We start from the raw sequence: 25,789 nt of genomic DNA, 5'->3' as shown, positions 1-25,789 counted from the left end.
ATTCCGGAGGCCACTCAGGCCTGCAAAAGATGCCGGCTCAGGCGAGAGCCACGCGCACCTCCCCGTCGATCACCTCGGCGGGATAGGTCTTCAAATTCTCGCAGGCCGGAAGCCGCAGCGCCTCGCCGGTGCGATAGTCGAAGGCGCCGGAATGTTTGGGACATTCCACTTCGAAATCCATGACCAGACCTTCGGCGAGATGGATGGCCTCGTGGGTGCAGAGGCCGGCAGTGCAATAGACGCTGTCATCGGGACCGCGATAGATGGCATAGGTGCGGCTGCCGTGATCGAAACGCATAGCGCCTTCCTGTTCGATGTCTTCGAGTTTGCAGGCGGTGATCCAGCTCATTCGGCTGCTCCCTTCACTTCCATGCCAGCCTTGCGGGCGGCGAGCTTTTCCTTGCGGCGGCGGTAACGCTCCTGCATGCGCGCCTCGCCTTCGGACGAACCGTCGTGCCAGGTGCCGAACCACTTATCGAGCGGGATCAATGCATCGCCGTAATTCACCTCGAAATATTTGTGATGCAGGTAATGCGCATAGGCGTGGCTATCGACCAGCGTGTCCTCGCCGACCTCGACCTTGTCGAAGCCGACATGGCCGGGGATGGCGCCGAAGCCCGCATAGTGCAGCTGGTAGAGCATCAGGATCGGATTGGACGGCAGGACCAGGTGGTAGAAGGCCGTTCCGAGATAGAGCAGATGCTCGACCGGATGCATGGATAGCGACGACCAGGGCGACGGATTGACAGAGTTATGATGGACCGAATGCACCCACTTATAGAGGAAGGGCGTGTGAATGAGCCGGTGTATGCAGAAGAAATGGAACTCGTGGATGATCGGCACCGCCAGCGCGACCAGTGCCAGCGTCCAGGGATGTTCGGCAAAGCTCAGCCATGGCGCATAACCATTGGCATAGGCCCATAACATGCCTGCTTCGATCGCCGTCCAGATCGTTACCCCCGACAGGAACGTGCGCAATATATTGTCGAGGTTCTGGCTTTCGAACCAGAAGGCCTTGTTCTTCTGCTCGGAGGGAAATTTGCCATTGTACTTGAAGCGGCTCTCCTGCCGCTTCAGCACATAGAGATGCAGCTCGAATGCGCCGTAGAACAGGAGTACGCAGACCGCATTGACGGCATATAACCAAGCAATCCAGCCAATTCCCGGCGTCCGCATTGTTTCGACAGGCGGAATGACCCAGGCCCAATAGGCAACGGCCGAAGCGGCGAAAATCGCATTCCACGGAAAGAAATAATGCGGCAGCCATTTCACGATGGCCATCAGCCTCGGCGGAAACGCAAATAGCGGCGCGGTCTCGACCGGCTGGTTCGGCGCCCAGTCGCCGCGCTTGTTGCGCGTGCCGAATTTCAGATCGTCCATTGCACTCTCCTTCAGGTGGATCCGATATCGGTCCGCGCAGATCTGATGAAGGAGAGCGCCTTCTGCGCCCTGTCCGGTGTCGCTCCTCGCGACGCTCGGGGCTCTCCCCCTGATGCAAAAGTAACAGGAGAGCGCGTCGGAGCCGAAGCCATTCTTGATCAAATCAGATCAAAGCGCTTCCTTGGTGATGGTGATGAAACGGATGGGGGCCTGATCCGGCTCGATATCGGTCAGGCCAATGCGGCGCAGGATGAGATCAAGCGATCGCCTGGCTTGCGCTTCCGGCGCCTGATCGAGGACGACATCCATGATGCCATCCTGAAGTGCCTTGCGGGTGTAGTCCGTCAGTTCGTGGCCGACGAAAAAGATATCGCGCTTGGCGGCTTGGCGTCGAAGCACATCAATGAGAGCGGAATTGGCGCCGCCGGCATTATAAAGACCGGCCAAGTCCGGATAGGTCTTCAGAGCTGACGCGAGAAGCTCGGCGCTGATATGCTCCTCATCAAGACCGAAGCCCAGCCACTGGAAGCTGGTGGCACCGGCATGCTCCAGAAAATATTCGGAAAATCCGCGGATACGATCGCGATGGACCTGATAGATCGGATGGCAGATCGCCACGACAGAGCCCTGCCGGCGGGCCATTCGACCGATGAAGAGTGCTGCAGTGCGTCCGGCAGCATAGTTGTCGATGGCGACTAATTCGCCCGAGCGATCGGAAGCGCGGGTCACGACATGAACCACAGGCAACCCTTGGGCGACAACCTTGTCCACCGCCGCCTTGATGACAGGGTTGCTCGGCACCGCGAGGATGAGGCCCGCGCGCGGCAGGTCGGTCGACAAAATGCGCCTGGCGATCTCCTCGGGCTTCATTTCCTCGGTGAAGCTGCGATGTACGACGACGAGAGCATCGAGCGTCGCCGCGATCCTCTCGAATGCCTTGGAGAGCCGCTGATAGAATGTGGTCTCAGGGCGAACCATCAGCACTTCGATGCGTAAAAGGCCGCGATGCGTATCGGGGAGTGTTCGTGGGTAGTCCAGGCTGCGCGCGGCAATGATCACCTTCTCGACGAGTTCGGGCCGCACACCGCCGCGCCCGTTGAGCACGCGCTCGACAGTCGCGGTTCCCACGCCCGCCTGGCGGGCGATATCGCGATAATTCGGCTTGCTCACTCTGGAGTCCTTATTGCGCAGCTGCCAATTTTTCCAGCAATATCCATGACTTAGAATTTCGGAACAATCCGCGCCACTCAAAAGGACGACCGAAAACGATATTGCGGCAACTAAGCAATTGAATTCTCTAAAATTTAAATATTAAGTTGGCCCGCAAGTGCGGGAATTCACCGCCGCTTCGCGGCCTCCCTGTCGATTGTCGATCCAGAAGTATCCTATCCTATGAGCCTTGAATCCGTTCGCGCCTTCTTCGCCGCCAATGCCCCCGATATCGCCATCGTCGAAACGGCCGGCAGTTCGTCGACAGTCACTCTCGCCGCCGAAGCGCATGGCGTCGAGCCCGCGCAGATCGCCAAGACGATCTGCCTTCGTGTGGGCGACCGCACCATGCTGATCGTGGCAAGCGGTACCGCGCGTCTCGACAACAGGAAGTTCAAGGACACGTTCGGTGGAAAAGGGCGCATGCTCGATGCCGAAGAGGTGCTGGCAGTGACGAGCCACCCGGTCGGCGGTGTCTGCCCCTTTGGCCTGCCTGCACCGCTGCCGATCTATTGCGACGTATCGCTGAAGCAGTTCGGCGAGGTCGTTCCGGCCGCCGGTTCGACCAATTCCGCCGTGCATATTCCGACCGAACGATTGGTGGAAATCACCCGCGCGGAATGGGTCGACGTCTGCCAGTAGCATCCCACAACTTCACAGGGCAGAAAGAATACCTATATTATCTCCGAACATGCCATTCAGCGCATGATAGGAGATGAAGAATGCCCAGTGCCGTTTCGCGTTTTGCCAGGATTGCGGCTATCGCTGTACTTGCGAGCGCCACCGTCTTTGCTTCGATCGGAGACGCCGATGCGCGCCGCGCCGGCGGCTTTGGCGGATTCGGAAGCCGTGGCACGCGCACCTTCAACGCGCCTCCGATCACACAGACTGCCCCGGCCCCGGCCGCGCCCATCGAACGCTCGATGACGCCGCGCCCGCAGACGACTGCGCCTTACGGCACCCAGCAGCCCGGTTTTGCTCAGCAGCGCCCCGGCCTCTTCAACGGCTTCGGTCGTTCGATGATCGGTGGCCTGATTGCCGGCGGCCTTCTCGGCATGCTGCTCGGCCATGGTTTCGGTGGCGGCTTCGGTTTCCTTGGCATGCTCTTGCAGATCGCGCTGATCTTCGGAGCGACTACACTCGCCATGCGTTTCTTCGCCAATCGCCGCCAACCCTCGTATGGAACAGGCGGCCAGAGCTATGGTGGACCGCAGGCCCATAACATGACGCCGGCCAATGCCGGTTCGTCCTTCCATATTCCGGCGATCGGCTCGGGTTCCGGCAGCCAGCAGCGCAATGCCCGCCCGAGCGATGAGATCGGCCTTGCCCAGGCGGACCTCGACCAGTTCGAGGAATTGCTGACAAAGGTTCAGACCGCTTATGGCGCAGAAGACTACGCCGCGCTGCGCCGCCTGACGACACCGGAAGCCATGTCCTACCTTGCCGAAGAGCTTGGCGAGAACGCCACCAATGGCGTGCGCAACCAGGTCTCCGACGTGAAGCTTCTGCAGGGCGATATTGCCGAAGCCTGGCGTGAGAACGGTCAGGAATATGCAACACTCGCGATGCGTTATTCCTCGATCGACGCCATGGTCGAGCGCGCGAGCGGCCGTGTCGTTTCGGGTGACGATCGCCGCCCGAGCGAAAGCACAGAGGTCTGGACCTTCGTGCGCAAGCCCGGCGCCGATTGGAAGCTTGCCGCTATCCAGGGCACCGGCCAGCGCGCAGCCTAATTGACCGACACGGGTTTGGAGCGCATTCGGGACACCGTTTCGCGCTCCGCCCGCTTGCAGCGCATCGGCGGCAGGCCGCGATCCATCAGATCCATGTCTTCGAGCACCATGTCGCCCATCCTCTTGAAGGCGATATCGAGCGCACCTGCCCGATGGGCCGAGCGGAGGAAGCCTTTGAGGCTGCGGACGGGATGGTCGAGCGGCAGCGGTTCCTGAGGATAGACATCGCTTGCCGCCACGATATGGCCTGACGCGACGGCCGCCATCAGCGCTTCGAAATCCACGACATCGGCACGGCTGAGCAAGATGAAGGCCGCACCCTTGCGCATGCTGGCGAAAGCATCCGCGCCGAGGAAGCCCCTGTTTTCGCTGGTGACGGAGGCAACGACGAAGACGAAATCGCTCTGTGTCAGCACGTCGTTCAGGCTCGCTGGCTCGACGCCATTTTCTTCCAGGATCGAACGAGGCATCCAGGGATCGAAAACCCTGATTCTGGCGCGAAAGCCTGAAAGGACGCGGCGCAACGCCTTGCCGAGATCGCCGAAACCGACAATCCCAATCTCCGAACCCGCGATCAGCCGCGCGCTCGTATTGCCCTCGCCGCCCCAGAGTTCCTTGCCCTCCCGGAACGCAACATCGGCGTCGACGATGCCACGGGCAAGGCTCAACGCAAAGCCGAGGCCGATCTCCGCCACGGGCTCTGCAAAGACCTGTCCGGTCGTCACCACGTGGATGCCGCGCTGGAAGAGGATCTCATAGGGCATGTTATTGAGGAGGTTGCTCTCGACGTTGAGGATCGAGCGAAGCTGCGGCATGCGGCCGAGTGTTTCCGCCGAAAGCGGCGGTTGGCCGATGATGTAGCGCGCCTTGCCCAGAATATCCTCTCCGAGGCCGGCGATGTTTTCGGCATCGGCCTCGACAATCTCATATTTGGCATTGAGTTCGACACGCGCCTTGTCGCTGAAGATCAGGTCGAGCGTGCGCGGTTCCGGCGCACTGATTGCCAGCGGCTTTTCGGTATTCGTCATGGAATCCTCCTCAAGATGCGACGGCTCTCACCGCCGCAACGTGATTGATAGTACCGTTGGCGGGCGCTTGTGAAGACGCCTTTCAAAACGGCAATTGCCTACGATATAAGCACTTGAAATTCCTACCTATTCTTTTGCTTTCCGTTGACGATGAAATTTCGCTGGATTAGCTTGTGGAAGCGACTTGCAACCGGGACTGAGCGATCGGCGGCCGCAGGATCTATAAAACAGAGGGAATTCCATCATGAAATCAGTCTTCAAGAGCGGCGTCCTTGCGCTTGCTGCCGCAGCGCTTCCGGCAGCTGCCTATGCCCATACCGGCGTCGGCGAGACGGCAGGCCTTGTCCATGGTTTCAGCCATCCGGTGTCCGGCCTCGATCACATCCTGGCCATGGTCATGGTCGGCGCGCTCGCCTTCCAGCTTGGCGGCCGCGCCGTCTGGGCCGTGCCAGCGACCTTCGTGCTTGTCATGGCCTTCGGCGGCGCGCTCGGCATGGCCGGTATCAACGTGCCTTTCGTTGAAACCGGCATCGCGCTTTCCGTCATCGTGCTCGGTGCTGTCGTCGCTCTGAACATGCGCGCCTCCACGGCGGCCGCAATGGCTGTTGTCGGCCTGTTTGCAGTCTTCCACGGCCATGCGCATGGGGTCGAAATGCCTGAAAATGCGGGTGGTGCCGCCTATGCCGCAGGCTTCATGTTCGCAACGGCCCTGCTGCATGCAGTCGGGCTCGGCGTTGGTTTCCTTATCGCTCGCTTCGGCGAACGGCGGGGTGTCTTTGTCATGCGTACGACAGGCGGCCTTGCAGCTATTGCCGGCGTCGGCCTCCTGACTGGCCTCATCTGAGGCTTACGCCTCACCGGCAAGTTCAAATTCAAACAGCATCTGGCGCCCGGCAGACACCAGTCTGCCGGGCGTTTTATGTTTGCAGGATTTGATTCAAGTCAATTCCGGGCGCTCAGCGCCGGTCTATGAAGAAGCAGATCACCGAAGAATGCTTCCAAATTGACGCAGGTCAAGCTCACCAATTGCGGCACAAACGCGAAAGTCTGTATAGTGATTTCAGAAATTTCTGAAATAACAGACGCAACGGAAATGACAATGAACCTTCCGCCTCTCGTTCAGTCCTTCGTCCTGCACTTCGGTGAAATGGGTTCCCGCTGGGGAATCAACCGTACGGTCGGCCAGATCTATGCTCTGCTCTACGTCTCGCCAGCGCCGCTCTGCGCAGAGGAAATCGTCGATGCCCTCGGTATATCGCGCTCGAATGTTTCCATGAGCCTTCGCGAGCTGCAGGCCTGGAACCTGGTGCTGCTACGCCACAAGCCGGATGACCGGCGCGACTTTTTCACGACGCCCGACGACGTCTGGGTCATCCTCAGAACACTTGCCGAAGAGCGAAAGAAGCGTGAGGTCGATCCGACGCTTTCCGTGCTGCGCGAGATTCTCATGCAGCGCCCGGCAAGCGAGGCCGAACGCCATGCGCAGGAGCGCATGAGCGAGATGCACACGCTGATCGAGCAGCTGACGCATTGGTACGAAGACGTAAAGCAACTTGAAACAGAGAGACTTGCAACGTTGCTCTCCTTAGGCGCGAAAGTGACCAAATTGCTGGAGGCCAAGGACAGGGTCGTTTCGCTTGGCCGCCGCCGTCCCAATCCTGCGAACAAGAGTTAGCGCCATGACCCGTGCTTTCTTCGACGCGAGAAACCGGCGAGAGGCGGGAACACGCAAGCCCGCCGCAAACAGACGCCGTTTGCGCAGCGCCGCTATGCTCCAGGCCTTCGCGGCCGCGCTCTGGATTCCGCAGGCGGGCCTGCTTGCCTGGTCTGTCGGCAGGCTTGCCGATGGCGGCGGATTTAATGATGTCCTATGGCCGGCTGTCTCTGTCCTGCTGCTCGGCATCGTCAAAAGCGGTCTTGATGCAGTCGGCACCCGCCTCGCCTTTCGCGCGGCCCGCGCTGAACTCAGCGAAAAGCGGGCGACAGCCGTCCGCCTGCTCGCACGGCTCTCGCCCGTCGATATCGGCCGTCCAGCTTCCGGCGAAGCAGCGAGCATTCTCGGCGAACAGGCTGAGCTGATCGTACCCTTTCTCTCCCGGTTCCAGCCGACGCGGATGAAGGCAAGCCTTGTGCCGTTCATCATTCTCGCCTGCATTTTCCCCATCTCCTGGATTGCAGCACTCGTGCTGCTGTTCGCTGCGCCGCTCATTCCGATCTTCATGGCGCTGATTGGCTGGCGCGCGCAGGCTGCAAGCGAAAAACAGCTTATCGCAACGGGTGGCCTCAACGCTTTCCTGCTCGACCGTCTGCGCGGTCTTGCAACGATCCGCTCTCTCGGCGCCGTCGATGCCACTGCGCACCGGCTCCGCGCGGAAGCAGAATCGCTCCGCACGCGCACTATGGCAGTGCTGAAGATCGCTTTTCTGTCTTCGGCTGTGCTCGAACTCTTTTCGGCACTCGGCGTGGCGATGACCGCCGTCTATATCGGATTCAGCCTGCTCGGTGAAATCCGCTTCGGCGCATGGTCGGCCGGCCTCAGCCTCTCTGAGGGCCTGTTCATCCTGCTGCTGGCACCGGCCTTCTTCGAGCCACTGCGTGAACTCTCCGCTGTCTGGCATGACCGTGCCTCGGGCGAAGCCGCGCTGAAGGCACTGGATGGATTAGCTGCCGGAGGCATGACGCTTCCCGAACGGGAGAATGTCGCCGCCGCCAGGGCCTGCGACATCCGTCTGGTAAACGTCGGCTTTCGCTACCGGCCCGATCTGGAGCCGGTGCTTGACGGCTTCAAACTCGATATCGCCGCTGGCGAACATCTGGCGCTGCTCGGCGCGAGCGGCAGCGGCAAATCGACCATACTATCGCTGATCGCCGGCCTGGCACCTTGCGGAGAAGGTCAGGTTCTGATCGGAGGCGTGCCGGCAAGACGCGGCGGGATGGCCTGGATCGGCCAGAAGCCGCACATCTTTGCCGGTACGATATCGGGCAATATCGCGCTCGGCAGGCCCGGAATGACAAGAGACAAGGTCGCCGATGCACTCGAACTGGCAAGGCTTGCCGGCGTCGCGCAAGCCTACGGCCATCGCCCGCTCGGCGAAGGCGGCATCGGCCTTTCCGGTGGCGAGGCGCTGCGGCTGGCGATCGCACGGGCGGCCTGCGATCCCGATGTCCGCATCATCCTTGCCGACGAGCCGACCGCCCATCTCGATGCCGAGACTGCCGCTGAGATCACCGCCAGCCTACTCGCCCTCGCCGAGGATCGCACGCTGATCGTGGCCACGCATGACCCGCTGCTGGCCGCGCGCATGCAACGCACCATCCGCCTTGACAGCGAAACCCTTCGGGAGGCAGCCGAATGACCTTTTCCCTCAAGGATATCAAACCGGTCCTGCATCTCTTCCTCGAGACACGCCGTAGGGAACTGCTGCTCGGCGCGGTGCTGTCGGCCGCGACTGTCATCGCCGGCATTGCTCTGCTCGGCCTGTCGGGTTGGTTCATCACGGCGACCGCGCTTGCCGGGCTTTCGATCACGGTTGCCGCGACTTTCGATGTGTTTGCGCCATCGGCAAGCATTCGCTTCCTCGCCATTCTGCGTACAGCAGCCCGCTATGGCGAACGGCTGACAACTCATAATGCCACGCTTGCCGTCTTGGCTGCCCTGCGCGAGCGGCTGTTCCGAGGCTGGGCATCGGCGGGTGCTGCGCGCACGCTTCTCAACCGACCGGCTCGACTGCTCTTCCGGCTGACAGCAGATATCGACGCGCTGGATTCGCTTTACCTGCGTGTTCTCGTGCCGGCGACCGTGGCGATCGGTGCAGCACTCGTCGCCAGCGTCACGCTCGGGCTGATGCATCCGCTGTTTGGGCTGCTCTTCGGCCTTTGCCTTATACTGGTTGGACTTGGCCTGCCGCTCGCTGCGGGTCAGGCAGCCCGCAAATTTGCACGGCGGCGCGCTTATGGCATCGAGACACTACGGTCGCGGACGATCGATCTCGTTGCCGGACAGGCCGATCTTCTGATGGCAAATCGGCTTGCCGCCCAGGAGCACGCGATATCAGCCGCAGACGCCTATGTGGCAAACGCCGACGACCGGTTGAACCGGATAGAGACCGGCGTGGCCTTCGGCTTCGGGCTCTTTTCGACCGCCCTGCTGGTCGCGGCACTGCTCTCCGTAGCGGCGCTGATGCAGGCAGGGGCGATCAGCGCTCCTGTCGCAGCACTGGGCGTGCTCGTTGCCTTTGCCGCCGCAGAACCCTTCGCAGTATTGCGCCGGGGTGCCCTGGAATTCGGACGGACGCTGCTTGCCGCCGGACGCATCGCACCGCGCCTTTCCGCAGTCGAGGCGGATTTCGCGCCCGAGGCGCCTGCCCACCAACTCGCCTTCGCACTGCAGAACGTGACCGTTATCCACGATGGCGCGGCTCTGCCGGCCTTACGGAATGTGACCCTGGAAGTAAGCCGCGGAGAACATATCGCCGTGATCGGCTCGAGCGGAGCCGGCAAATCGACCCTGCTATCGCTGCTTGCAGGCGAATTGCCACCGGCCTCCGGCATGGCCGCCGCACTCGACGGCACGCTGCTGACCCAGCGGACGGAACTTTTCCAGGATACGCTGCGCGGCAACCTCGTGCTCGCAGCGCCAGATGCCGATGACGACCGGTTGCGCGATGCGCTTGCCGCTGCCGGCCTGATTGCCGATGTCGATGCGTTGCCATCGGGCCTCGATACACTGCTCGGCGAAGGCGGCATGGGGCTTTCCGGCGGCCAGTCGCGTCGGCTGGCGCTCGCCCGTCTCTTTCTGCGTGACACGCCGCTCTGGCTTCTCGACGAACCGACCGAAGGTCTCGATGGGCGCACGGCGCGCGACGTACTGCATCGGCTCGCAGTCGAAGCGGAAGGCCGGGCACTGCTCATCGCAACCCATATTCGCCGCGAAGCGGCGCTCGCAGACCGCATCGTCGTCGTCGACGGCGGCCGCATCACAGAAGTTTCGCGCCGTGGAGAGGCGGCGTTCGAAAAGGCGCTCGATCGGCTTCGGCCGGATTGAGCGAACAGGCCTACCCCGCGTGGCCGGCCGGCCACGCGGAAACTCTTGATACCGCGTGGGACCGTGGGAGAAAGATAATGGAACTAGACATCGTAGCGCTATCGCGCTTCCAATTTGCGCTGACAGCGCTTTATCACTTTCTGTTCGTACCCCTGACGCTCGGCCTTTCCGTGCTGCTTGCCATCATGGAGACGACCTACGTCATGACCGGTCGCCAAATCTGGCGGCAGATGACGAAATTCTGGGGCACTCTGTTCGGCATCAATTTTGTGCTGGGCGTCGCCACCGGTATCGTCATGGAATTCCAGTTCGGCATGAACTGGAGCTATTACAGCTATTACGTCGGCGATATTTTCGGTGCGCCGCTGGCGATCGAAGGCCTGATGGCCTTCTTCCTCGAAGCGACCTTCGTCGGCCTCTTCTTCTTCGGCTGGGACAAGCTGTCGAAGGTCGGCCATCTGGTCGCAACCTGGGCGGTGGCGCTCGGCTCGAATTTCTCCGCGCTCTGGATTCTCATCGCCAACGGCTGGATGCAGAACCCGGTCGGTTCCGCGCTCAATCCGCAGACGATGCGTATGGAGATCGTGAGCTTCTTCGACGTGGTCTTCAATCCCGTCGCGCAGGCAAAGTTCGTCCATACGGTCTCGGCCGGCTACGTCTGTGCCTCGATCTTCGTGCTCGGCGTCTCGGCCTGGTACATGCTGAAGGGCCGGCATATCGAGCTTGCAAAGCGCTCGATGACCGTTGCCGCATCCTTCGGCCTCGCCTCGGCACTCTCGGTCGTCGTGCTTGGTGACGAAAGCGGCTATCTCGCTACTGAAAACCAGAAGATGAAGCTCGCCGCAATCGAGGCCATGTGGAAGACGGAGCCGGCTCCGGCTGCCTTTACCGCCTTCGGCTTCCCCGATCAGGAGGCACGCGAAACCCATTTTGCCGTCCATATCCCCTGGGTCATGGGGCTCATCGGCACGCGTTCGCTGACGACGGAAATACCCGGCATCGACAAGCTCGAACAGCAGGCCGAGGCCCGCATCCGCGACGGCATCAAGGCCTATGATGCGCTGATGCAGATCCGCTCCGCGCCGACGCAGGATCAGGTTGCCCAGGAGGTGCGCTCCTCGTTTGAGGATCTAGGCCACGACCTCGGCTATGCCCTGCTCCTGAAGCGCTATGTCGATGATCCACGTCAGGCGAGCGACGAGCAAATCGCCCAGGCCGCGCGTGACACGATCCCGCACGTGCCGACGCTCTTCTGGTCGTTCCGCATCATGGTTGGTCTCGGCATGTTCTTCATCGTGCTGACGGCAACCTTTTTCTGGCTGTCGGCTCGCCGGCATCTCGACAAGTACCCGCTGCTATTGCGCATCGCGGTCTTTGCCATCCCGCTGCCCTGGATTGCCATCGAGGCAGGCTGGGTGGTTGCCGAAATCGGCCGTCAGCCCTGGGTGATCGAAGGCGTACTGCCGACGGCGGTCGCCGTTTCCAACCACGGCGCCTGGACGGTGCTGCTCACCATCATCGGCTTTGCCGCGCTCTATACGACGCTGATCATCATCGAGATGAGCCTGATGCTGAAGGCGATCCGTCAGGGGCCGGAACCGGACCACGAGCCGGAAGCAAAGCTGATCTCCGAAACCCTCGTTCCAGCCGCGGAGTGACCTGTCATGATCCTGTACGAACTCATCGACTATCAAACCTTGCGCCTCATCTGGTGGGTCCTGCTCGGCGTGCTCCTGATCGCCTTTGCCGCGACCGACGGCTTCGACCTCGGCGTCGGCACACTGCTGCCCTTCGTCGCAAAGACCGATGCGGAACGCCGTATCGCCATCAATACGATCGGCGCCACCTGGGAAGGCAACCAGGTCTGGTTGATCCTCGCCGGCGGCGCCATCTTCGCCGCCTGGCCGCCGCTCTACGCGGTCTCCTTCTCGGGCTTTTACCTGGCGATGTTTGCGATCCTCTTTGCGCTCATCCTGCGCCCTGTCGGATTCAAGTATCGTTCCAAGCGGGACAGCGCCAACTGGCGCAATGGTTGGGACTGGGCGCTCTTCATCGGCGGCTTCGTACCGTCGCTGATCTTCGGCGTTGCCGTCGGCAATGTGCTACAGGGCGTGCCCTTCCGCTTCGCGGATGACATGCGCATCTTCTATGAAGGCTCGTTCTTCGCGCTTCTGAACCCCTATGCCCTTCTCTGCGGCCTGCTCTCCGTCGCCATGCTCATCATGCACGGAAGCGCTTGGCTGGTGCTCAAGGCAACGGGGCCAGTCGCCGATCGCGCCCGCCGCTTCGGCAGCATCGCAGCGCTTGTGGTCATCGTGCTCTTTGCGCTTGGCGGCCTGTGGCTCTGGGCCGGCGTCAGCGGCTATCGCATCACCAGCGATATCAGCCCGGTCGGCCCGTCAAATCCGCTTCTGAAATCGGTGTCGCAGGAAGGCGGGGCCTGGCTTGCCAACTACGGCACCTATCCCTGGATGATCGTTGCTCCGATCCTCGGCTTCCTCGGTGCTGCGGCTGCCTTCATCGCGATGCAGGCCCGGCGTGAGGTCATGACTCTGCTCTTCAGCAAGCTCTCGATCCTGGGCATCATCTCGACGGTCGGACTGTCGATGTTCCCATTCATCCTGCCCTCCTCGCTCGATCCGAAGTCGAGCCTGACGGTCTGGGATGCATCGTCGAGCCACCAGACCCTTTTCATCATGCTGGTGGTCACGGTCATCTTCCTGCCGATCATCATTGCCTACACCGCCTGGGTCTACAAAGTTCTGTGGGGCAAAGTCGACGAGAAGAGCGTCACAGACAAGAACAGCCACGCCTATTGAGGAGACGAAACGATGTGGTATTTCGCATGGATACTCGGTCTGCCGCTGGCAGCCGCCTTCGCCGTCCTCAACGCCATGTGGTACGAGCTCACGGATGACGAAGCCAAGAAGAAGACTTCGGGCGAACGCCGATAAATTCGAAGGGCGCGGTTCACACCGCGCCCTTTTTCTTTCGACCGGGCGCGTGGCAGCTGTCAGCCAAGCCGGTTCTGTGAGCGCTCCGCAAGCTCGACGATGATACCGTCGGGATCGCGAACAAAGGCGATCTTGTTCAGCATCTCGGAATGGACGGCAAAGCGCGGACGTTCCTTGATTTCGACGCCCGCCGCTTCCAGCCGCGCGAAGGTTTCTTCGACATTCTCGAAATGGAAGGTGATGTGCTTGACGCCGGCCGTTCCCTCCGGGAGATCGACCGCCCTCGCAGCACCGCCGGGTGGTCCGAAAACCTCCAGCATGCCGCCGCCGGCATCGAGAAAGGCGACCTGCATGCCGTCAGGCATCTGCTTGCGCAGATGCAGCTTCAACCCCAGCAGTCCGCAATAGAATTCGATGGCACGATCCATATTGCCGACCGTCATGCCGATATGCTCGAATGATTTCAGCACCGGCTTTTCCTCAGACGCTGGCGGCTGGGCGCCGTTCTTCTTCCGGCAGCCAGGAACCGTATAGGGGATGGTCGGCCGTAATCGGCATCGGCGTCGGCCGGCCGGTGCGCTGCGAATAATAGGCGGCCGTTACCAGCTCAAGCGAATTGCGGGCATCCTGCAGGGTAACCGGCGGATCGCGGTCATCCATGATTGCCTGATGGAAAAGCTGGAATTGGCGCGTATACCCGTCCTCCCCGGCTTCGTAGCCGGCAAGGGCCACATCGATGCGCGCCTGATGCTGTTCGCTTCCGGCGATGAAAGTCCAGGGATCGCGGCCCATCGTATATGGTTCCAGAATGCTTTCTGCGACGAGATCGCTGAAGCAGAAGCGCAGCCTGGAGATTTCCTTGCGAGAGCCGAGGGTCATGGAAAGCGTCGCAAGGGATCCGTTCTGCATCTTCACCGACAGTGACGCGGTATCCTCGACCTCGATCGGATTGACGAGCGTCGCACCATAGGAAAACACCTCAGCACAGGGGCCGTGGACATAATTCAGCATGTCATGAGCATGGATGGCATGACCGAGCAGGCCGCCGCCGAGTTCCGTCGCCCACTTGCCACGCCAAGGCACCGCATAATAATCGGGGCCGCGCCACCAATGCGTTTCGATCGTGGTCAGGAAGGGCTTGCCGGCCAGGCCGCGCTCGATCAGCAATTTCAGCTTCTGCAGGCCGCTGCCATAGCGATACTGGAAGATCGGCATCAGCTTGCGCCCGTTCGAACTCGCAAGGATCTCTGCCATCTCATCGACTTCGGCAATCGAACCGAACAGCGGCTTTTCGCAGATCACATGCTTGCCGCTCTCGATCGCCTTCTTGCACAGTTCGAAATGCGAGCTCGGCGGCGTGGCGATATCGATGATATCGAGATCGTCGCGCGTGAAGAGCGAATTCGTATCCTGCGTATATTCGGGGATCTTGTGCTCCTCGCAGAGCGGCTGGCCGCGATCGGCATCGAGAGAGCAGAGAACGGGAATTTCGAAGAGATCGCTGTTCCAGGCGAAACCTGTCAGGTGCCGCTCAGCGATGCCTGCACCGATGACGCCGACGCGCAGTTTCCGTGTCATGGTGTCTTCCTCAGCGATTACCGATACGGGTGGCTTTCGACTGCGCTTCAAGCGACAGACGGCAAACCTCGTACACATGGTTATGCGTCATCGCCGTTTCGCTGCGGTCACGCACGTCGGCGACAAAGGCGTCGAAATAATCAAGCTTCTCGCCGCTGCAATCGATATGCGTCATCTCCTTGCCATTGACGAGGAAGAGATGATCCTTGCCGGGACGGCCGGCGATATCGATATATTTGCGCAGCTCGATATAACCCTCGGTGCCGAGAATGGTCAGTCGACCGTCGCCCCAGGTGGGCAACGCTTCCGGCGTGAACCAGTCGACCCGGATATAACCGCTCGCCTTGTCGGAACGCAGCAGCACTTCGCCGAAATCCTGGAAGGCCGGTTTTTCCGGCATGCCGAAATTACCAACAGAGCTTGCAACCACCTCACCCGTCGTCGAGCCTGTATAGAACAGGAACTGGTCGACCTGATGCGAGGCGATATCGACGATGATGCCGCCGAAGGCTTCCGGATCGAAGAACCAGTCCGGCCGTGTCGGCAGCTGCAGCCGGTGCGGCCCCATGCCCAGCGTCTGGATCACCTTGCCGATCGCCCCTTCCTTCACCAGCTTGCCGGCCTTGACGGCAGAGCGCACACAATGGCGCTCGGAAAAGCAGATGGAGAAGATCTTGCCGGTCTCGGCAACGGTACGTTTGACCTCTTCCAGCTGGGCGAAGGTCGTCACGCCGGGCTTGTCAGTCATCACATCCTTGCCGGCTTTCATCGCGCGGATGGCAAGGCCGGCACGGTCACGTGGGATCGCGGCAATGCAGATGATGTCGATGGAGGGATCAGCAAAGATCTTTTCACGGTCGATCTGCGGCGCGTCCGGATAGGTTTTCTCGAACATTTCGCGGATCGCCGGCACTGATGTCTGCGGGCAATAGCCGACGAATTCGGCGCCGGCGGCCAACAATCCCTTCACATGATCGAAAGTGTGCCCATGATCGATTCCGACGACGGCAAATCTTAACATCGCAATATTATCCTCCCGGGGAATTATCCGGGCCGGCTTACGCCGACCCTCCTTCGTGGTGCAAACCAGACAGCGAAAGCAAAGGCCTGTCAAGGCGGGATTGATGGCAAAACTCTTTTGCCTCTTTTGTAAATATATGAAATAGAAAGATTATTTTGTATCTAAATAGTTATAAGTTAAGATGAAATGCCTCTTGACCGCGCCATCGTGCTGCACCGCTACGAACCGCTCCAGCCCTTTGAGGCTTGCTCTTGGCCAATGAATATGCTCGATTTTGAAGGCCGTCGGGTAGGAGGACGGCAACTATCCCATTCTGCAGGAGCGCTCCCCGCTCCGCCCTGTGACGGAAGATCACCATGTCCCAATCCCCCCTCGACGGTGCCGCTTCGGGCGGTCTCTTTGTCGGCCGTGCCTGGAACCCCGATGTTGCCGGGCCGAGCATCGTAACGCTGCGCGATGGCAGCCTCGTCGATATCACCTCCGCTGAAGCGCCGACGCTGAGCGCTCTGCTGGAGCGAGCCGATGCGGCAGACTTCGTCCGTACCGCCAGCGGCAAGGCGCTTGGCACCCTTGAGGCGATTGCCGCCAACAGCACTGGCAAACCAGATACGAGCAAAGCCTATCTGCTGGCACCGGCCGACCTGCAGGCAATCAAAGCCTGCGGCGTGACCTTCGCCCAGTCGATGATCGAACGCGTCATCGAGGAGAAAGCCGCCGGCAATCCGGATCGGGCAGCGTCCATTCGCGAGCGCGTCAGCACGCTGATTGGCGGCAGCCTGACCAACATCAAGGCCGGCTCGCCGGAAGCCGCCGAGGTCAAGAAGGCGCTGATCGAGGAAGGCATCTGGTCGCAATATCTCGAAGTCGGCATCGGCCCGGATGCAGAAGTCTTCACCAAGTCGCCGGTGCTTTCATCGGTCGGCTGGGGTTCGGATGTCGGCCTCCACCCGATCTCGACCTGGAACAATCCGGAGCCGGAAATCGTGCTGGCCGTCAACAGCCGTGGCGAGATCAAGGGCGCCACGCTCGGCAATGACGTGAACCTGCGCGATGTCGAAGGCCGCTCGGCGCTGCTGCTCGGCAAGGCGAAGGACAACAACGCCTCCTGCTCGATCGGCCCCTTCATCCGCCTCTTCGATCAGAGCTACAGCCTTGACGACGTCCGCAAGGCCGAACTCGATCTCAAGGTCACCGGCCAGGACGGTTTCGTGCTGCACGGCAAGAGTTCCATGTCGCAGATCAGCCGCGACCCGACCGATCTCGTCAAGCAGACCGTCGGCAGTCACCATCAGTATCCCGATGGCTTCATGCTCTTCCTCGGCACGCTCTTTGCGCCGACGCAGGACCGCGATGCGAAGAACCAAGGCTTTACCCACAAGGTCGGCGATGTCGTGGAAATCTCGTCCGCCGGCCTCGGCGCACTGGTCAATACCGTCCGGCTGTCGACGGAATGCCCGCCCTGGACCTTCGGCATCTCGGCGCTGATGAGCAGCCTCGCAAAGCGCGGATTGCTCTAAGCTACTGGTTTCGCCTGATCCCCTGCAGGAGGTCGAGAACGGAATTCGCGGCCTCCAGCACATTGGTACCCGGGCCGAACACGGCGGCGACGCCGTGTTCGTGCAGGAATTCATAGTCCTGCCGCGGGATGACGCCGCCGCAGACGACGATGATGTCACCGCCACCCTGTTCCTTGAGCCGGTCGATCAACTGCGGCAGCAGCGTCCGGTGGCCGGCCGCCAGCGACGAAACACCAATCACATTGACCCTCTCGCCGAGCGCCATGCCGGCCGCCTCATCCGGCGTCTGGAATAGCGGGCCGGCGAGCACGTCGAAACCGACATCGCCGAAAGCCGAGGCGATGACCTTGGCGCCGCGGTCATGCCCATCCTGGCCGAGTTTGGCGACCATGATCTTCGGCTTGCGGCCCATCGCCTCGGTTACCTCGGCCATGCGGGCTTTCAGAACATCCAGTTCCGGTTCGTCGCGATAGGCGGTTCCATAGACGCCGCGGATGACCTTGGGTGTGGCGAAATGATCGCCGAAGACCTCACGCATCGCATCGGAAATCTCGCCGACGGTCGCTCGCGCACGCGCCGCTTCGACAGCGGCTGCGAGCAGATTGCCGTTGCCGCTGCGGGCAATGTCCGAAAGCGCGGCTAGCGCCTCCTTCACCTTCATGCCGTCGCGGCGACGCTTGGTTTCCTCGATCCGGCGGATCTGCGCTGCGCGCACCGCGCTGTTGTCGATCTCGAGAATGTCGATCGGCTGCTCGGTCTCCAGCCGGTACTTGTTAACGCCGACGATGACCTCGTCGCCCTTGTCGACCGCGGCCTGGCGACGGGCGGCGGCCTCCTCGATCAGCCGCTTCGGCAAGCCTTCATTGACGGCCTTCGTCATGCCACCGAGCGCCTCGACCTCTTCGATCAGCGTCCAGGCCTTGTCGGCAAGTTCCTTCGTCAGGCTCTCGACGTAGTAGGAGCCGGCAAGCGGGTCAACCACCTTGGTAACGCCGGTCTCGTGCTGCAGAATGAGTTGGGTGTTGCGGGCGATACGGGCCGAAAATTCCGTCGGCAGGGCGATCGCCTCGTCGAAGGAATTGGTGTGCAGCGACTGCGTGCCGCCGAGCACGGCCGACATCGCCTCGAAAGCCGTGCGGATGATGTTGTTGTAGGGATCCTGCTCCTGCAGCGACACACCCGATGTCTGGCAATGAGTTCGCAGCATCAGCGAAGACGCTTTCTTCGGCTCGAACTCCTCCATGATACGGGTCCAGAGGAGGCGGGCGGCGCGAAGCTTTGCGGCTTCCATGAAGAAATTCATGCCGATCGCGAAGAAGAAGGAGAGCCGCCCGGCGAAATCATCGACATCAAGGCCCTTGGCGATAGCCGCACGCACATATTCGCGCCCGTCGGCAAGCGTGAAGGCAAGCTCCTGCACCAGCGTCGCGCCCGCCTCCTGCATGTGATAGCCGGAGATCGAGATCGAATTGAATTTCGGCATCTCCTTTGCCGTATATTCGATGATATCGGCAACGATGCGCATCGAGGGTTCCGGCGGGTAGATGTAGGTGTTGCGGACCATGAACTCCTTGAGGATGTCGTTCTGAATGGTGCCTGAAAGCTCCGACTTCGAAACACCCTGCTCTTCGCCGGCGACAATGAAATTCGCCAGAATTGGGATGACGGCGCCATTCATGGTCATGGAGACGGACATGTCCTGCAACGGAATGCCGTCGAAGAGGATCTTCATGTCCTCGACGCTGTCGATGGCTACCCCCGCCTTGCCGACATCGCCGACGACCCGTGGGTGATCGCTGTCATAGCCGCGATGGGTAGCGAGGTCGAAGGCCACGGAGAGGCCCTTCTGACCCGCGGCGAGATTGCGGCGATAGAAGGCGTTGGATTCCTCGGCGGTCGAGAAGCCGGCATATTGCCGGATCGTCCAGGGCCGGCCGGCATACATGGTGGCGCGTGGACCGCGGGTGAAGGGCGCAAATCCCGGCAGGCTGTCCACGTCAGTGCTGTCGAGATCGGCTGCTGTATAAAGCGGTTTGACGTCTATGCCTTCGGGTGTTTGCCAGGTCAGCGTCTCCGGTGCTGCGCGCAGCTCCTTCTCCGCCAGCGCCTCCCAGTCCGACAGCGTCTTCTTCGTCATATCATCCTCCGGCATTATCTGCGCCCCACGCTACCATCATGCGGTCGCGCGGCGCGATACAGCCTTAGGATAATTTGATCGGCAAGGCGATGATAGACGTTCAGCGATGAGCAGCCCAAGGCACGAGGACCCGTTCGATCAGCCGCGCCAGTATCTCCAGCAGGAAGGCGATGGCAGCGATCACGATGATTCCACCGATGACGGTATCGGTCACCAGGAACTGCGCCGCAGACTGGATCATGAAGCCAAGGCCCTGGCTTGCCGCCACCAGCTCGGCAGCGACCAGCGTCGACCAGCCGGCGCCGAGCGCGATGCGTGTGCCTGTCAAAATCGACGGAATGGCGCCTGGAAGAATGACATGCAGCAGCACCTGCAATCGGCTCGCGCCAAAGGAGCGGGCGGCGTTGACGAAATCGGCCGGAGCGGATTTGACGCCTGATGCCGTCGACAGGATGATTGGGGGCAGCATGGCGAGCGAGATGACCGTAACCTTCGACGCCTCGCCGATGCCGACCCAGATGATGATCAGCGGCAGATACGCAAGCGGTGGCAGAGGACGCAGGAATTCGACGATCGGATCGAGGATGCCCTTGCCGATGCGGCTGGTGGCGATGACAAGACCAGCGGGCACACCGATGAGGAGCGAGACGGCGAGCGCTGCGAAGATGCGCAGCAGACTTGCCAACGTATGCTCGGCGAGCGTGGAATCGACGAAGCCGTTGACCGCGACATTGGCAAGCGATTTCGCCACGACAAACGGCGACGGCAGGAAGACCGGTGAGACGGCGCCATAGGCGGAAGCAAGGCCCCAGCCGGCGATGATAACGGCAATGGTTGCGAGCGAGATCGGTAGCGTACCGCGGCGTTTCGGCCGCGCCTCTACCGGGTGATCCGAGACTGCGGTCGTGAGTGCTTCTGCCTCGACGCTCATGCGGCAATCTCCTCTTCATCGGCGTGGATGAGCGCGGTCAGCTCGTCATTCAAGTGCTTGAATGCCGTCAGCGCCTTGATATCCTTTATACTTTTTCCTTCGAGCACCGCCTTGCCGAACTCCGTCTTGATATCGGCAACGATGCGACCCGGGTTGGGCGCAAGCACGATGACGCGCGTGGCAAGCAGCAAAGCCTCGTCGATGCTGTGGGTAATCAGCAACGCGCCGGTCTTGCTCTCGGCCCAGACGTCGAGCAGGAATTTTTGCATACGGCTGCGCGTCAAAGCATCGAGCGCGCCGAGCGGCTCATCGAGCAACAGGAAGCGCGGCCCGGAGGCAAGCGCGCGGGCAATGCCGACGCGCTGACGCATGCCACCGGAGAGTTCCCAGATATTCTTCTTGCCTGCGCCATCGAGGCCGACCTTCACGAGCAGGTCTTCCGCGCGGCGCTGCCTTTCGCCTTTCGGGATGCCCTGAAGCTTCAGCGGAAAGGCGACGTTGCCGGCGGCCGTCAGCCATGGATAGAGCGCGTCGTCCTGAAACACGACAGCCCGGTCTACGTCAGGTCCGTCGATCTCCTTGCCGTCGACCAGCACGCGTCCCTCGCTCGGCTCGGTAAAACCGGCCGCGATATTGAGAAGGCTCGTCTTGCCGGAACCCGAACGGCCGATGACCACCACGAATTCGTCGGAGGCGATATGCAGGTTGACGCCATCGAGCACACGTCTCTTCCGGCGAGTGCCTGCCTCGGCATAATCGAGCGACAAGGACTGTAATGAAAGTATGCTCATGGGCATCACCTGTTTGAGAAAAACCGGCGCAGCCGAAGCCGCGCCGGGACCCTTGGGAGGATCAAAGACCTGCCTTGGCTGCTTCCTTGACCCAGCGGTCGGAAACATAGGGGCTGTAGTCCTTCAGAACGGCGGGGATCTTGCCCTGCTCGAGGAGGAAGGCCGAAGTTTCAGCGACGGCCTTGACTGTGCCGCCGCCGAGGAGATCGGCGCTGGCCTGTTCCTTCAGGCTCGGGAAAGTGTAGCCCTTGAGAAGAGCCGGCACTTCATCGGTCTTGGCACCGGTCAGCTTGGCGATCTTTTCGGCTTCCGGTGATTTCGCATTCCAGCTATCCGGATTGGCGAGGTAGGAGGCATAAGCCGCACCTGTGACCTTCACGAAGCCGGTGACGACTTCCGGATGGGCCTCGGCAAATTTCTTGCTGACGATCCAGGCATCGAAGGTCGGGCCGCCCCACTCGGCGACATCGGCGGAGCTGGCAAGCACGCTGCCGCTCTTTTTCAACTGCGCCAGGACGGGATCCCAGACATAGGCGCCGTCGATGTCACCGCGCTCCCAGGCAGCAGCGATTTCCGGCGGACGCAGATTGAGGATCTGCACCGACTTCGGATCGACCTTCCAGTGCTTCAGCGCCGTCAGCAGGCTGTAATGCGCTGTCGAAACGAAGGGCGTGGCGATCTTCTTGCCCTTCAAGTCTTCTGGCTTGGTGATGTTCTTGACCGCAAGCGCTTCAGCGTCGCTGATGAGGCCGACGACATAGATCGTCTCGATGGGCAGTTCGCGGCTGGCGGCCGCGGCAAGCGGCGACGAGCCGACATAACCGATATCGATGGAACCGGAGGCGATGGCAGCGATGACATCGGCGCCGCCATCGAATTTCTGCCAGTTGATCTTGGCCTTGGTCTCCTTTTCATAGGTGCCATCGGCCTGCGGCACGCGCGACGGCTCGACGATCGGCTGGTAGCCGATATTGAGCGTGACGTCGGCAGCGTGGGCTGCATAGGTGGTCAAGGTGAGGACAGCGGCAGCGGCCGCGCCCAGCAGGTTGCGTCGGTTGATTTTCATATCCCTCTCCAGCAATGTTAAAAATCATTCCGCCTCGGGAATGTCGATAGATCATTGTAAAATTCATAGATTTTATAGAGATAGAAAATTTCTGGAATCAGCGGTGAGGGACAATTTGCTTCTAATTTGAAGGGAAGAAGCGGTGGTTTCCCGACCCGCTCGACAATTCCGGCCACGTGGCCGACGAAATCTCAGGACAATATTCGATGAAGAAAATGCAGATCTATGCCTTCGACATGAACTGCGTCGGGCACATAAACCACGGCATGTGGACGCATCCACGCGATCGCTCGGTCAATTACACCGATGTTGACTACTGGGTCGATTTTGCGCGCACGGCCGAACGCGGTAGGCTCGACGGCATTTTTCTGGCCGACATCGTCGGTGTCTATGATGTCTACAAAAACAGCCCAGCCCCGGTCATCGAGACGGGTGCGCAGATCCCGGTCAACGATCCGCTGATGCCGATTTCGGCCATGGCTTATGTCACGAAGCATCTGGGTTTCGGCGTCACCGTCAATACGACCTATGAACCGCCCTTCCTGCTGGCGCGGCGCATGTCGACGCTCGATCACCTGACCAAGGGCCGCATCGGCTGGAACATCGTGACGGGCTATCTTGACAGTGCTGCCCACAGTATGGGTTTCGAGAAGCTGCCGGAGCATGATGCCCGTTACGACGCCGCCGAAGAATATCTCGAAATCCTCTACAAACTCTGGGAAGGCAGTTGGGACGATGATGCGGTGCTACGTGACCGCGAGCGCGGCATCTTCGCCGATGCCTCAAAGGTGCGCGCAGTCAGCCACCAGGGCCAGTATTACAAGATGGAGGGCATTCATCTCGCCGAACCGTCGCCGCAGCGCACGCCCCTGCTCTTCCAGGCCGGCGCATCGGCCCGCGGCCAGGATTTCGCCGCCCGCCATGCCGAATGCGTCTTCATTGCCGGCCCTACGCCGCAGTCGGCGCGTCCGACTGTCGACGCGCTTCGCGCCAAGACGCTGGCGAACGGCCGCGGTGAGGACGCGATCAAGATCCTGAGCCTGATCACCGTTGTCGTCGGCAGGACCGAAAACGAAGCACAGGAGAAGCTTGAGGACTATCGCCGGCGTGCAAGCGTCGAGGCGTCGCTCGCACATTATTCAGCCTCTGTCGGCGTTGATTTTTCAAAATACGAGCTCGATGACGTAATTGACCAGAGTTCGACCAACGCCAATCAGTCGGCACTGGCGGCAATCACCAAGCAGGCGGCAAAACCTGTCACCAAGCGGCAGATCATCGACCAGATGGTGCTCGGCAGCCGCATGAAGCCGATCGTCGGCTCCCCGGAGCAGGTCGCCGACACGCTGCAGCGCTGGATCGAGGAAGGCGGCATCGACGGCTTCAATCTGGCGCGCACCGTAACACCTGAGAGCCTCAACGATTTCGTCGATCTCGTTGTGCCCGTGCTGCAGGAGCGCGGCCTGTTCAAGGCCGATTACGCGGAAGGACCGCTGCGCCAGAAATTGTTCGGCGGCAATGGCCGGCTATCGGCCAGCCATCCCGCTGCGCAGTTCAGGCGGTAGAGTCTTTTCGCTTTCTTCGAAATACGAAAATGCTCTACCTCGTCGTGTTCGCGCGGCAAACTTACGCTGGAATTGCTCTAGCGATGATCGAGGCGGGCGACCAGCCGGTCGCCCAGCCACTGGATGCCGCAGACGAGAACGATGAGCACGACGACGACCGCGATCATCACATTGGTCTCGAAACGCTGGTAGCCATAGCGGATGGCGAGGTCGCCGAGACCGCCGGCACCGATGGCTCCGGCCATCGCCGATGCGCCGATCAGCGTTACGAGTGTGACAGTGAAACCGGCAACGATTCCCGGCAGGGCTTCCGGTACCAGAACCTCGCGAATGATCGTCCAGCGGTTGCCACCCATGGCACGCACGGCGTCGATCAACCCACGATCGACCTCGCGCAGCGAGACCTCTGCAATACGGGCATAGTAGGGCGTGGCCGCGATAGCGAGCGGAACGATGGCCGCCCAAGTGCCGATCGCCGTGCCGACGATCAGGCGGGTCAGTGGGATCAGCGCCACCAGGAGGATGATGAAAGGCACGGAGCGGAAGCCGTTGATGACACCGCCGAGAACGCGGTTGACCCAGGCATTTTCCGCAATGCCGCCTCGGTTCGTCAGCACCAGTGCCAGTCCGAGCGGCAGTCCGGCAATGAGCGAGATCACGCCGGACGCCGCCGTCATCAACACCGTCTCCCAGAGGGAGCGCAAAAGCAGATTAATCATGATCGGTGACATAACCAAGCACCTCCACCCGGGCGGACCGGGCCTTCAGAAATTGTTCGACCTTTCCGGCAAGCGCCGAATCGCGCGCCGGGACGGCAATGAAGAACCGCGCCACGGGCTGGTTCTGGATGTGATCGATGCCGCCATGGACGAGGCGGAAGGAATGCGGCAATGCCGCCGAAAGGTCGGCAAAGAGCGCGCCCTGGGCTTCCGGACCGGAGAGATCGACACTGACGATCGCTTCAGTGCCACCTGTCTGCGACAGGCGAGCGGCAATATGTTCGGGTAGTTGCGGACGGATGCCGCCGAGCAGGCTCTTGGTGATCGCCGTCTGCGGATTGCCGAAGATCGACCAGACCTGTCCCTCTTCCACGATCCTGCCAGCATCGATGACGGCGACGCGATCGGCAATGCCACGCACCACCTCCATCTCATGGGTGATCAACAGGATAGTAAGTCCGAGCTTACGATTGATATCCTTCAGCAGAACGAGGATCGAGCGCGTCGTTTCCGGATCGAGTGCTGAGGTCGCCTCGTCGGAAAGTAGCAGGGCCGGGCGTGCGGCAAGTGCGCGGGCGATACCGACACGCTGCTTCTGGCCGCCTGAAAGGGAAGATGGATAAGCCTTAGCCTTGTCGGAAAGGCCGACGAGATCCAGAAGCTCATGCGCCCGCTTCAGTCGCTCGGCCTTGCCGATACCTTCGATCTTCAATGGCAGCGCGACGTTCTCTTCGACCGTCTTGGCCGAAAGCAGATTGAAGTGCTGAAAAATCATCCCGATGCGGCGGCGCAACGGCTGCAGGTCCTTCTCGGCAAGGCCTGTAATGTTACGGCCCTCGATGACGATCTCGCCGCTGTCAGCGCGCTCAAGACCGTTCAGGCAGCGGATCAGCGTCGACTTTCCGGCGCCACTGCGTCCGATAATGCCGAGAACCTCGCCCTTCTTCACACTCAACGAGATGCCGTCAAGCGCCGGTGTAGCACCGAATTTACGCCTGACATCCGTCAGCCGGACGACCTCTTCGGCGTCAGCGGGGCGCGTCTCGATCCCTGAAGCGGAGACAATTGAATTCATGCTCATTCCTTCACAAAAGCCGAAGGCGGCCCCGGCAAAGGCCC

General features: G+C 61.1%; 24 protein-coding genes. 11 read left to right on the top strand and 13 right to left on the bottom strand.

Annotated features, from left to right (window positions below; all coding sequences use genetic code 11):
- Window positions 1-37 precede the first annotated feature (37 nt).
- The 3 genes from AC1DF8_RS13235 to AC1DF8_RS13225 all read right to left on the bottom strand — a co-directional run bounded on the left by AC1DF8_RS13235 (window position 38) and on the right by AC1DF8_RS13225 (window position 2,550).
- Window positions 38-349 carry a MocE family 2Fe-2S type ferredoxin gene (locus AC1DF8_RS13235; protein ID WP_112542475.1) on the bottom strand — a complete coding sequence of 104 codons (312 nt, stop codon included), beginning with the start codon at window positions 347-349 and terminating at the stop codon, window positions 38-40.
- Window positions 346-1,380, bottom strand: a complete 1,035-nt coding sequence (locus tag AC1DF8_RS13230) for a sterol desaturase family protein (RefSeq protein WP_478153851.1) — start codon at window positions 1,378-1,380, stop codon at window positions 346-348. The genes AC1DF8_RS13235 and AC1DF8_RS13230 overlap by 4 nt, the downstream gene beginning before the upstream one ends.
- 168 nt (window positions 1,381-1,548) lie before the next feature.
- Window positions 1,549-2,550 (bottom strand): LacI family DNA-binding transcriptional regulator, encoded by a 1,002-nt coding sequence (locus AC1DF8_RS13225; RefSeq protein WP_112542477.1) that lies wholly within the window; start codon window positions 2,548-2,550, stop codon window positions 1,549-1,551.
- Window positions 2,551-2,772: 222 nt separating this feature from the next.
- On the opposite strand from AC1DF8_RS13225, the gene AC1DF8_RS13220 reads away from it, so the two are divergent.
- Together AC1DF8_RS13220 and AC1DF8_RS13215 are read left to right on the top strand one after the other, a co-directional pair.
- A complete protein-coding gene (locus AC1DF8_RS13220; protein ID WP_113017036.1) occupies window positions 2,773-3,231 on the top strand; it encodes a YbaK/EbsC family protein in 459 nt (152 codons plus the stop codon).
- Window positions 3,232-3,311: 80 nt separating this feature from the next.
- The gene (locus AC1DF8_RS13215) at window positions 3,312-4,322 is read left to right on the top strand and encodes a Tim44 domain-containing protein (protein ID WP_478153850.1); all 1,011 of its coding nucleotides are present in this window, start codon (window positions 3,312-3,314) and stop codon (window positions 4,320-4,322) included.
- Here AC1DF8_RS13215 and AC1DF8_RS13210 read toward each other — a convergent pair.
- Entirely contained in the window at window positions 4,319-5,350 is a 1,032-nt protein-coding gene (locus AC1DF8_RS13210) for a hydroxyacid dehydrogenase (RefSeq protein WP_113206653.1), read from the bottom strand. The two genes, AC1DF8_RS13215 and AC1DF8_RS13210, sit on opposite strands and share 4 nt — an antisense overlap.
- A gap of 244 nt (window positions 5,351-5,594) precedes the next feature.
- Here AC1DF8_RS13210 and AC1DF8_RS13205 point away from each other — a divergent pair, with 244 nt between their 5' ends.
- The 7 genes from AC1DF8_RS13205 to cydX all read left to right on the top strand — a co-directional run bounded on the left by AC1DF8_RS13205 (window position 5,595) and on the right by cydX (window position 13,348).
- Window positions 5,595-6,194: a HupE/UreJ family protein gene (locus AC1DF8_RS13205; protein WP_113017039.1), complete on the top strand. Its 600-nt coding sequence runs from the start codon at window positions 5,595-5,597 to the stop codon at window positions 6,192-6,194.
- Window positions 6,195-6,449: 255 nt separating this feature from the next.
- Window positions 6,450-7,025, top strand: coding sequence for a GbsR/MarR family transcriptional regulator (locus AC1DF8_RS13200; protein WP_113017040.1), 576 nt, complete (start codon window positions 6,450-6,452; stop codon window positions 7,023-7,025).
- A gap of 4 nt (window positions 7,026-7,029) precedes the next feature.
- Complete coding sequence (gene cydD / locus AC1DF8_RS13195; RefSeq protein WP_478153849.1) at window positions 7,030-8,706, top strand: thiol reductant ABC exporter subunit CydD; 1,677 nt, start codon at window positions 7,030-7,032, stop codon at window positions 8,704-8,706.
- A complete protein-coding gene (locus tag AC1DF8_RS13190) occupies window positions 8,703-10,394 on the top strand; it encodes an amino acid ABC transporter ATP-binding/permease protein (RefSeq protein ID WP_478153848.1) in 1,692 nt (563 codons plus the stop codon). The genes cydD and AC1DF8_RS13190 overlap by 4 nt, the downstream gene beginning before the upstream one ends.
- Window positions 10,395-10,471: 77 nt before the next feature.
- Window positions 10,472-12,052, top strand: a complete 1,581-nt coding sequence (locus tag AC1DF8_RS13185) for a cytochrome ubiquinol oxidase subunit I (protein WP_113203770.1) — start codon at window positions 10,472-10,474, stop codon at window positions 12,050-12,052.
- A 6-nt stretch (window positions 12,053-12,058) separates the two neighbouring features.
- Complete coding sequence (gene cydB / locus AC1DF8_RS13180) at window positions 12,059-13,213, top strand: cytochrome d ubiquinol oxidase subunit II (RefSeq protein WP_478153847.1); 1,155 nt, start codon at window positions 12,059-12,061, stop codon at window positions 13,211-13,213.
- A gap of 12 nt (window positions 13,214-13,225) precedes the next feature.
- Window positions 13,226-13,348 carry a cytochrome bd-I oxidase subunit CydX gene (cydX, locus tag AC1DF8_RS13175; protein WP_112542487.1) on the top strand — a complete coding sequence of 41 codons (123 nt, stop codon included), beginning with the start codon at window positions 13,226-13,228 and terminating at the stop codon, window positions 13,346-13,348.
- A 59-nt stretch (window positions 13,349-13,407) separates the two neighbouring features.
- Here the strand turns inward: cydX and AC1DF8_RS13170 are convergent, their stop codons facing one another.
- The 3 genes from AC1DF8_RS13170 to AC1DF8_RS13160 are packed head-to-tail and all read right to left on the bottom strand — an operon-like array spanning window position 13,408 to window position 15,947.
- Window positions 13,408-13,818 carry a VOC family protein gene (locus tag AC1DF8_RS13170; RefSeq protein ID WP_112972389.1) on the bottom strand — a complete coding sequence of 137 codons (411 nt, stop codon included), beginning with the start codon at window positions 13,816-13,818 and terminating at the stop codon, window positions 13,408-13,410.
- A gap of 10 nt (window positions 13,819-13,828) precedes the next feature.
- Window positions 13,829-14,926 (bottom strand): Gfo/Idh/MocA family protein, encoded by a 1,098-nt coding sequence (locus AC1DF8_RS13165; protein ID WP_478153846.1) that lies wholly within the window; start codon window positions 14,924-14,926, stop codon window positions 13,829-13,831.
- Between the two features lie 10 nt (window positions 14,927-14,936).
- A complete protein-coding gene (locus AC1DF8_RS13160; RefSeq protein WP_113212291.1) occupies window positions 14,937-15,947 on the bottom strand; it encodes a Gfo/Idh/MocA family protein in 1,011 nt (336 codons plus the stop codon).
- 356 nt (window positions 15,948-16,303) lie between these two features.
- On the opposite strand from AC1DF8_RS13160, the gene AC1DF8_RS13155 reads away from it, so the two are divergent.
- Window positions 16,304-17,464, top strand: coding sequence for a fumarylacetoacetate hydrolase family protein (locus tag AC1DF8_RS13155; protein WP_478153845.1), 1,161 nt, complete (start codon window positions 16,304-16,306; stop codon window positions 17,462-17,464).
- 1 nt (window position 17,465) lies between these two features.
- Here the strand turns inward: AC1DF8_RS13155 and scpA are convergent, their stop codons facing one another.
- The 4 genes from scpA to tauA all read right to left on the bottom strand — a co-directional run bounded on the left by scpA (window position 17,466) and on the right by tauA (window position 22,389).
- Entirely contained in the window at window positions 17,466-19,601 is a 2,136-nt protein-coding gene (scpA, locus tag AC1DF8_RS13150; RefSeq protein ID WP_478153844.1) for a methylmalonyl-CoA mutase, read from the bottom strand.
- A gap of 100 nt (window positions 19,602-19,701) precedes the next feature.
- A complete protein-coding gene (locus AC1DF8_RS13145) occupies window positions 19,702-20,532 on the bottom strand; it encodes an ABC transporter permease subunit (RefSeq protein WP_478153843.1) in 831 nt (276 codons plus the stop codon).
- Window positions 20,529-21,323 (bottom strand): taurine ABC transporter ATP-binding protein, encoded by a 795-nt coding sequence (locus AC1DF8_RS13140; RefSeq protein ID WP_478153842.1) that lies wholly within the window; start codon window positions 21,321-21,323, stop codon window positions 20,529-20,531. The genes AC1DF8_RS13145 and AC1DF8_RS13140 overlap by 4 nt, the downstream gene beginning before the upstream one ends.
- A gap of 61 nt (window positions 21,324-21,384) precedes the next feature.
- Window positions 21,385-22,389, bottom strand: coding sequence for a taurine ABC transporter substrate-binding protein (gene tauA, locus AC1DF8_RS13135; RefSeq protein ID WP_478153841.1), 1,005 nt, complete (start codon window positions 22,387-22,389; stop codon window positions 21,385-21,387).
- A 206-nt stretch (window positions 22,390-22,595) separates the two neighbouring features.
- On the opposite strand from tauA, the gene AC1DF8_RS13130 reads away from it, so the two are divergent.
- Window positions 22,596-23,951, top strand: a complete 1,356-nt coding sequence (locus tag AC1DF8_RS13130; protein WP_478153840.1) for an LLM class flavin-dependent oxidoreductase — start codon at window positions 22,596-22,598, stop codon at window positions 23,949-23,951.
- 77 nt (window positions 23,952-24,028) lie between these two features.
- On the opposite strand, the gene AC1DF8_RS13125 is transcribed toward AC1DF8_RS13130, so the two are convergent.
- Window positions 24,029-24,682, bottom strand: a complete 654-nt coding sequence (locus AC1DF8_RS13125) for a methionine ABC transporter permease (protein ID WP_112542496.1) — start codon at window positions 24,680-24,682, stop codon at window positions 24,029-24,031.
- A complete protein-coding gene (locus AC1DF8_RS13120; RefSeq protein ID WP_478153839.1) occupies window positions 24,663-25,745 on the bottom strand; it encodes a methionine ABC transporter ATP-binding protein in 1,083 nt (360 codons plus the stop codon). Before AC1DF8_RS13120 ends, AC1DF8_RS13125 begins: the two co-directional genes overlap by 20 nt.
- Between the last annotated feature and the right edge of the window lie 44 nt (window positions 25,746-25,789).

The sequence above is a fragment of the Rhizobium sp. 05N49 genome, assembly GCF_056396805.1.
The sequence above is the reverse complement of the archived record's forward strand: the minus strand, read 5'-3'. Positions and strand labels throughout refer to the sequence as shown.

What these genes read in the sequence shown, in the direction of transcription:
- AC1DF8_RS13235 (WP_112542475.1), bottom strand. Translation starts at nt 349, where the DNA reads ATGAGCTGGATCACCGCCTGCAAACTCGAAGACATCGAACAGGAAGGC.
- AC1DF8_RS13230 (WP_478153851.1), bottom strand. Translation starts at nt 1,380, where the DNA reads ATGGACGATCTGAAATTCGGCACGCGCAACAAGCGCGGCGACTGGGCG.
- AC1DF8_RS13220 (WP_113017036.1), top strand. Translation starts at nt 2,773, where the DNA reads ATGAGCCTTGAATCCGTTCGCGCCTTCTTCGCCGCCAATGCCCCCGAT.
- AC1DF8_RS13215 (WP_478153850.1), top strand. Translation starts at nt 3,312, where the DNA reads ATGCCCAGTGCCGTTTCGCGTTTTGCCAGGATTGCGGCTATCGCTGTA.
- AC1DF8_RS13210 (WP_113206653.1), bottom strand. Translation starts at nt 5,350, where the DNA reads ATGACGAATACCGAAAAGCCGCTGGCAATCAGTGCGCCGGAACCGCGC.
- AC1DF8_RS13205 (WP_113017039.1), top strand. Translation starts at nt 5,595, where the DNA reads ATGAAATCAGTCTTCAAGAGCGGCGTCCTTGCGCTTGCTGCCGCAGCG.
- AC1DF8_RS13200 (WP_113017040.1), top strand. Translation starts at nt 6,450, where the DNA reads ATGAACCTTCCGCCTCTCGTTCAGTCCTTCGTCCTGCACTTCGGTGAA.
- cydD (WP_478153849.1), top strand. Translation starts at nt 7,030, where the DNA reads ATGACCCGTGCTTTCTTCGACGCGAGAAACCGGCGAGAGGCGGGAACA.
- AC1DF8_RS13190 (WP_478153848.1), top strand. Translation starts at nt 8,703, where the DNA reads ATGACCTTTTCCCTCAAGGATATCAAACCGGTCCTGCATCTCTTCCTC.
- AC1DF8_RS13185 (WP_113203770.1), top strand. Translation starts at nt 10,472, where the DNA reads ATGGAACTAGACATCGTAGCGCTATCGCGCTTCCAATTTGCGCTGACA.
- cydB (WP_478153847.1), top strand. Translation starts at nt 12,059, where the DNA reads ATGATCCTGTACGAACTCATCGACTATCAAACCTTGCGCCTCATCTGG.
- cydX (WP_112542487.1), top strand. Translation starts at nt 13,226, where the DNA reads ATGTGGTATTTCGCATGGATACTCGGTCTGCCGCTGGCAGCCGCCTTC.
- AC1DF8_RS13165 (WP_478153846.1), bottom strand. Translation starts at nt 14,926, where the DNA reads ATGACACGGAAACTGCGCGTCGGCGTCATCGGTGCAGGCATCGCTGAG.
- AC1DF8_RS13160 (WP_113212291.1), bottom strand. Translation starts at nt 15,947, where the DNA reads ATGTTAAGATTTGCCGTCGTCGGAATCGATCATGGGCACACTTTCGAT.
- AC1DF8_RS13155 (WP_478153845.1), top strand. Translation starts at nt 16,304, where the DNA reads ATGTCCCAATCCCCCCTCGACGGTGCCGCTTCGGGCGGTCTCTTTGTC.
- scpA (WP_478153844.1), bottom strand. Translation starts at nt 19,601, where the DNA reads ATGACGAAGAAGACGCTGTCGGACTGGGAGGCGCTGGCGGAGAAGGAG.
- AC1DF8_RS13145 (WP_478153843.1), bottom strand. Translation starts at nt 20,532, where the DNA reads ATGAGCGTCGAGGCAGAAGCACTCACGACCGCAGTCTCGGATCACCCG.
- AC1DF8_RS13140 (WP_478153842.1), bottom strand. Translation starts at nt 21,323, where the DNA reads ATGAGCATACTTTCATTACAGTCCTTGTCGCTCGATTATGCCGAGGCA.
- tauA (WP_478153841.1), bottom strand. Translation starts at nt 22,389, where the DNA reads ATGAAAATCAACCGACGCAACCTGCTGGGCGCGGCCGCTGCCGCTGTC.
- AC1DF8_RS13130 (WP_478153840.1), top strand. Translation starts at nt 22,596, where the DNA reads ATGAAGAAAATGCAGATCTATGCCTTCGACATGAACTGCGTCGGGCAC.
- AC1DF8_RS13125 (WP_112542496.1), bottom strand. Translation starts at nt 24,682, where the DNA reads ATGTCACCGATCATGATTAATCTGCTTTTGCGCTCCCTCTGGGAGACG.
- AC1DF8_RS13120 (WP_478153839.1), bottom strand. Translation starts at nt 25,745, where the DNA reads ATGAATTCAATTGTCTCCGCTTCAGGGATCGAGACGCGCCCCGCTGAC.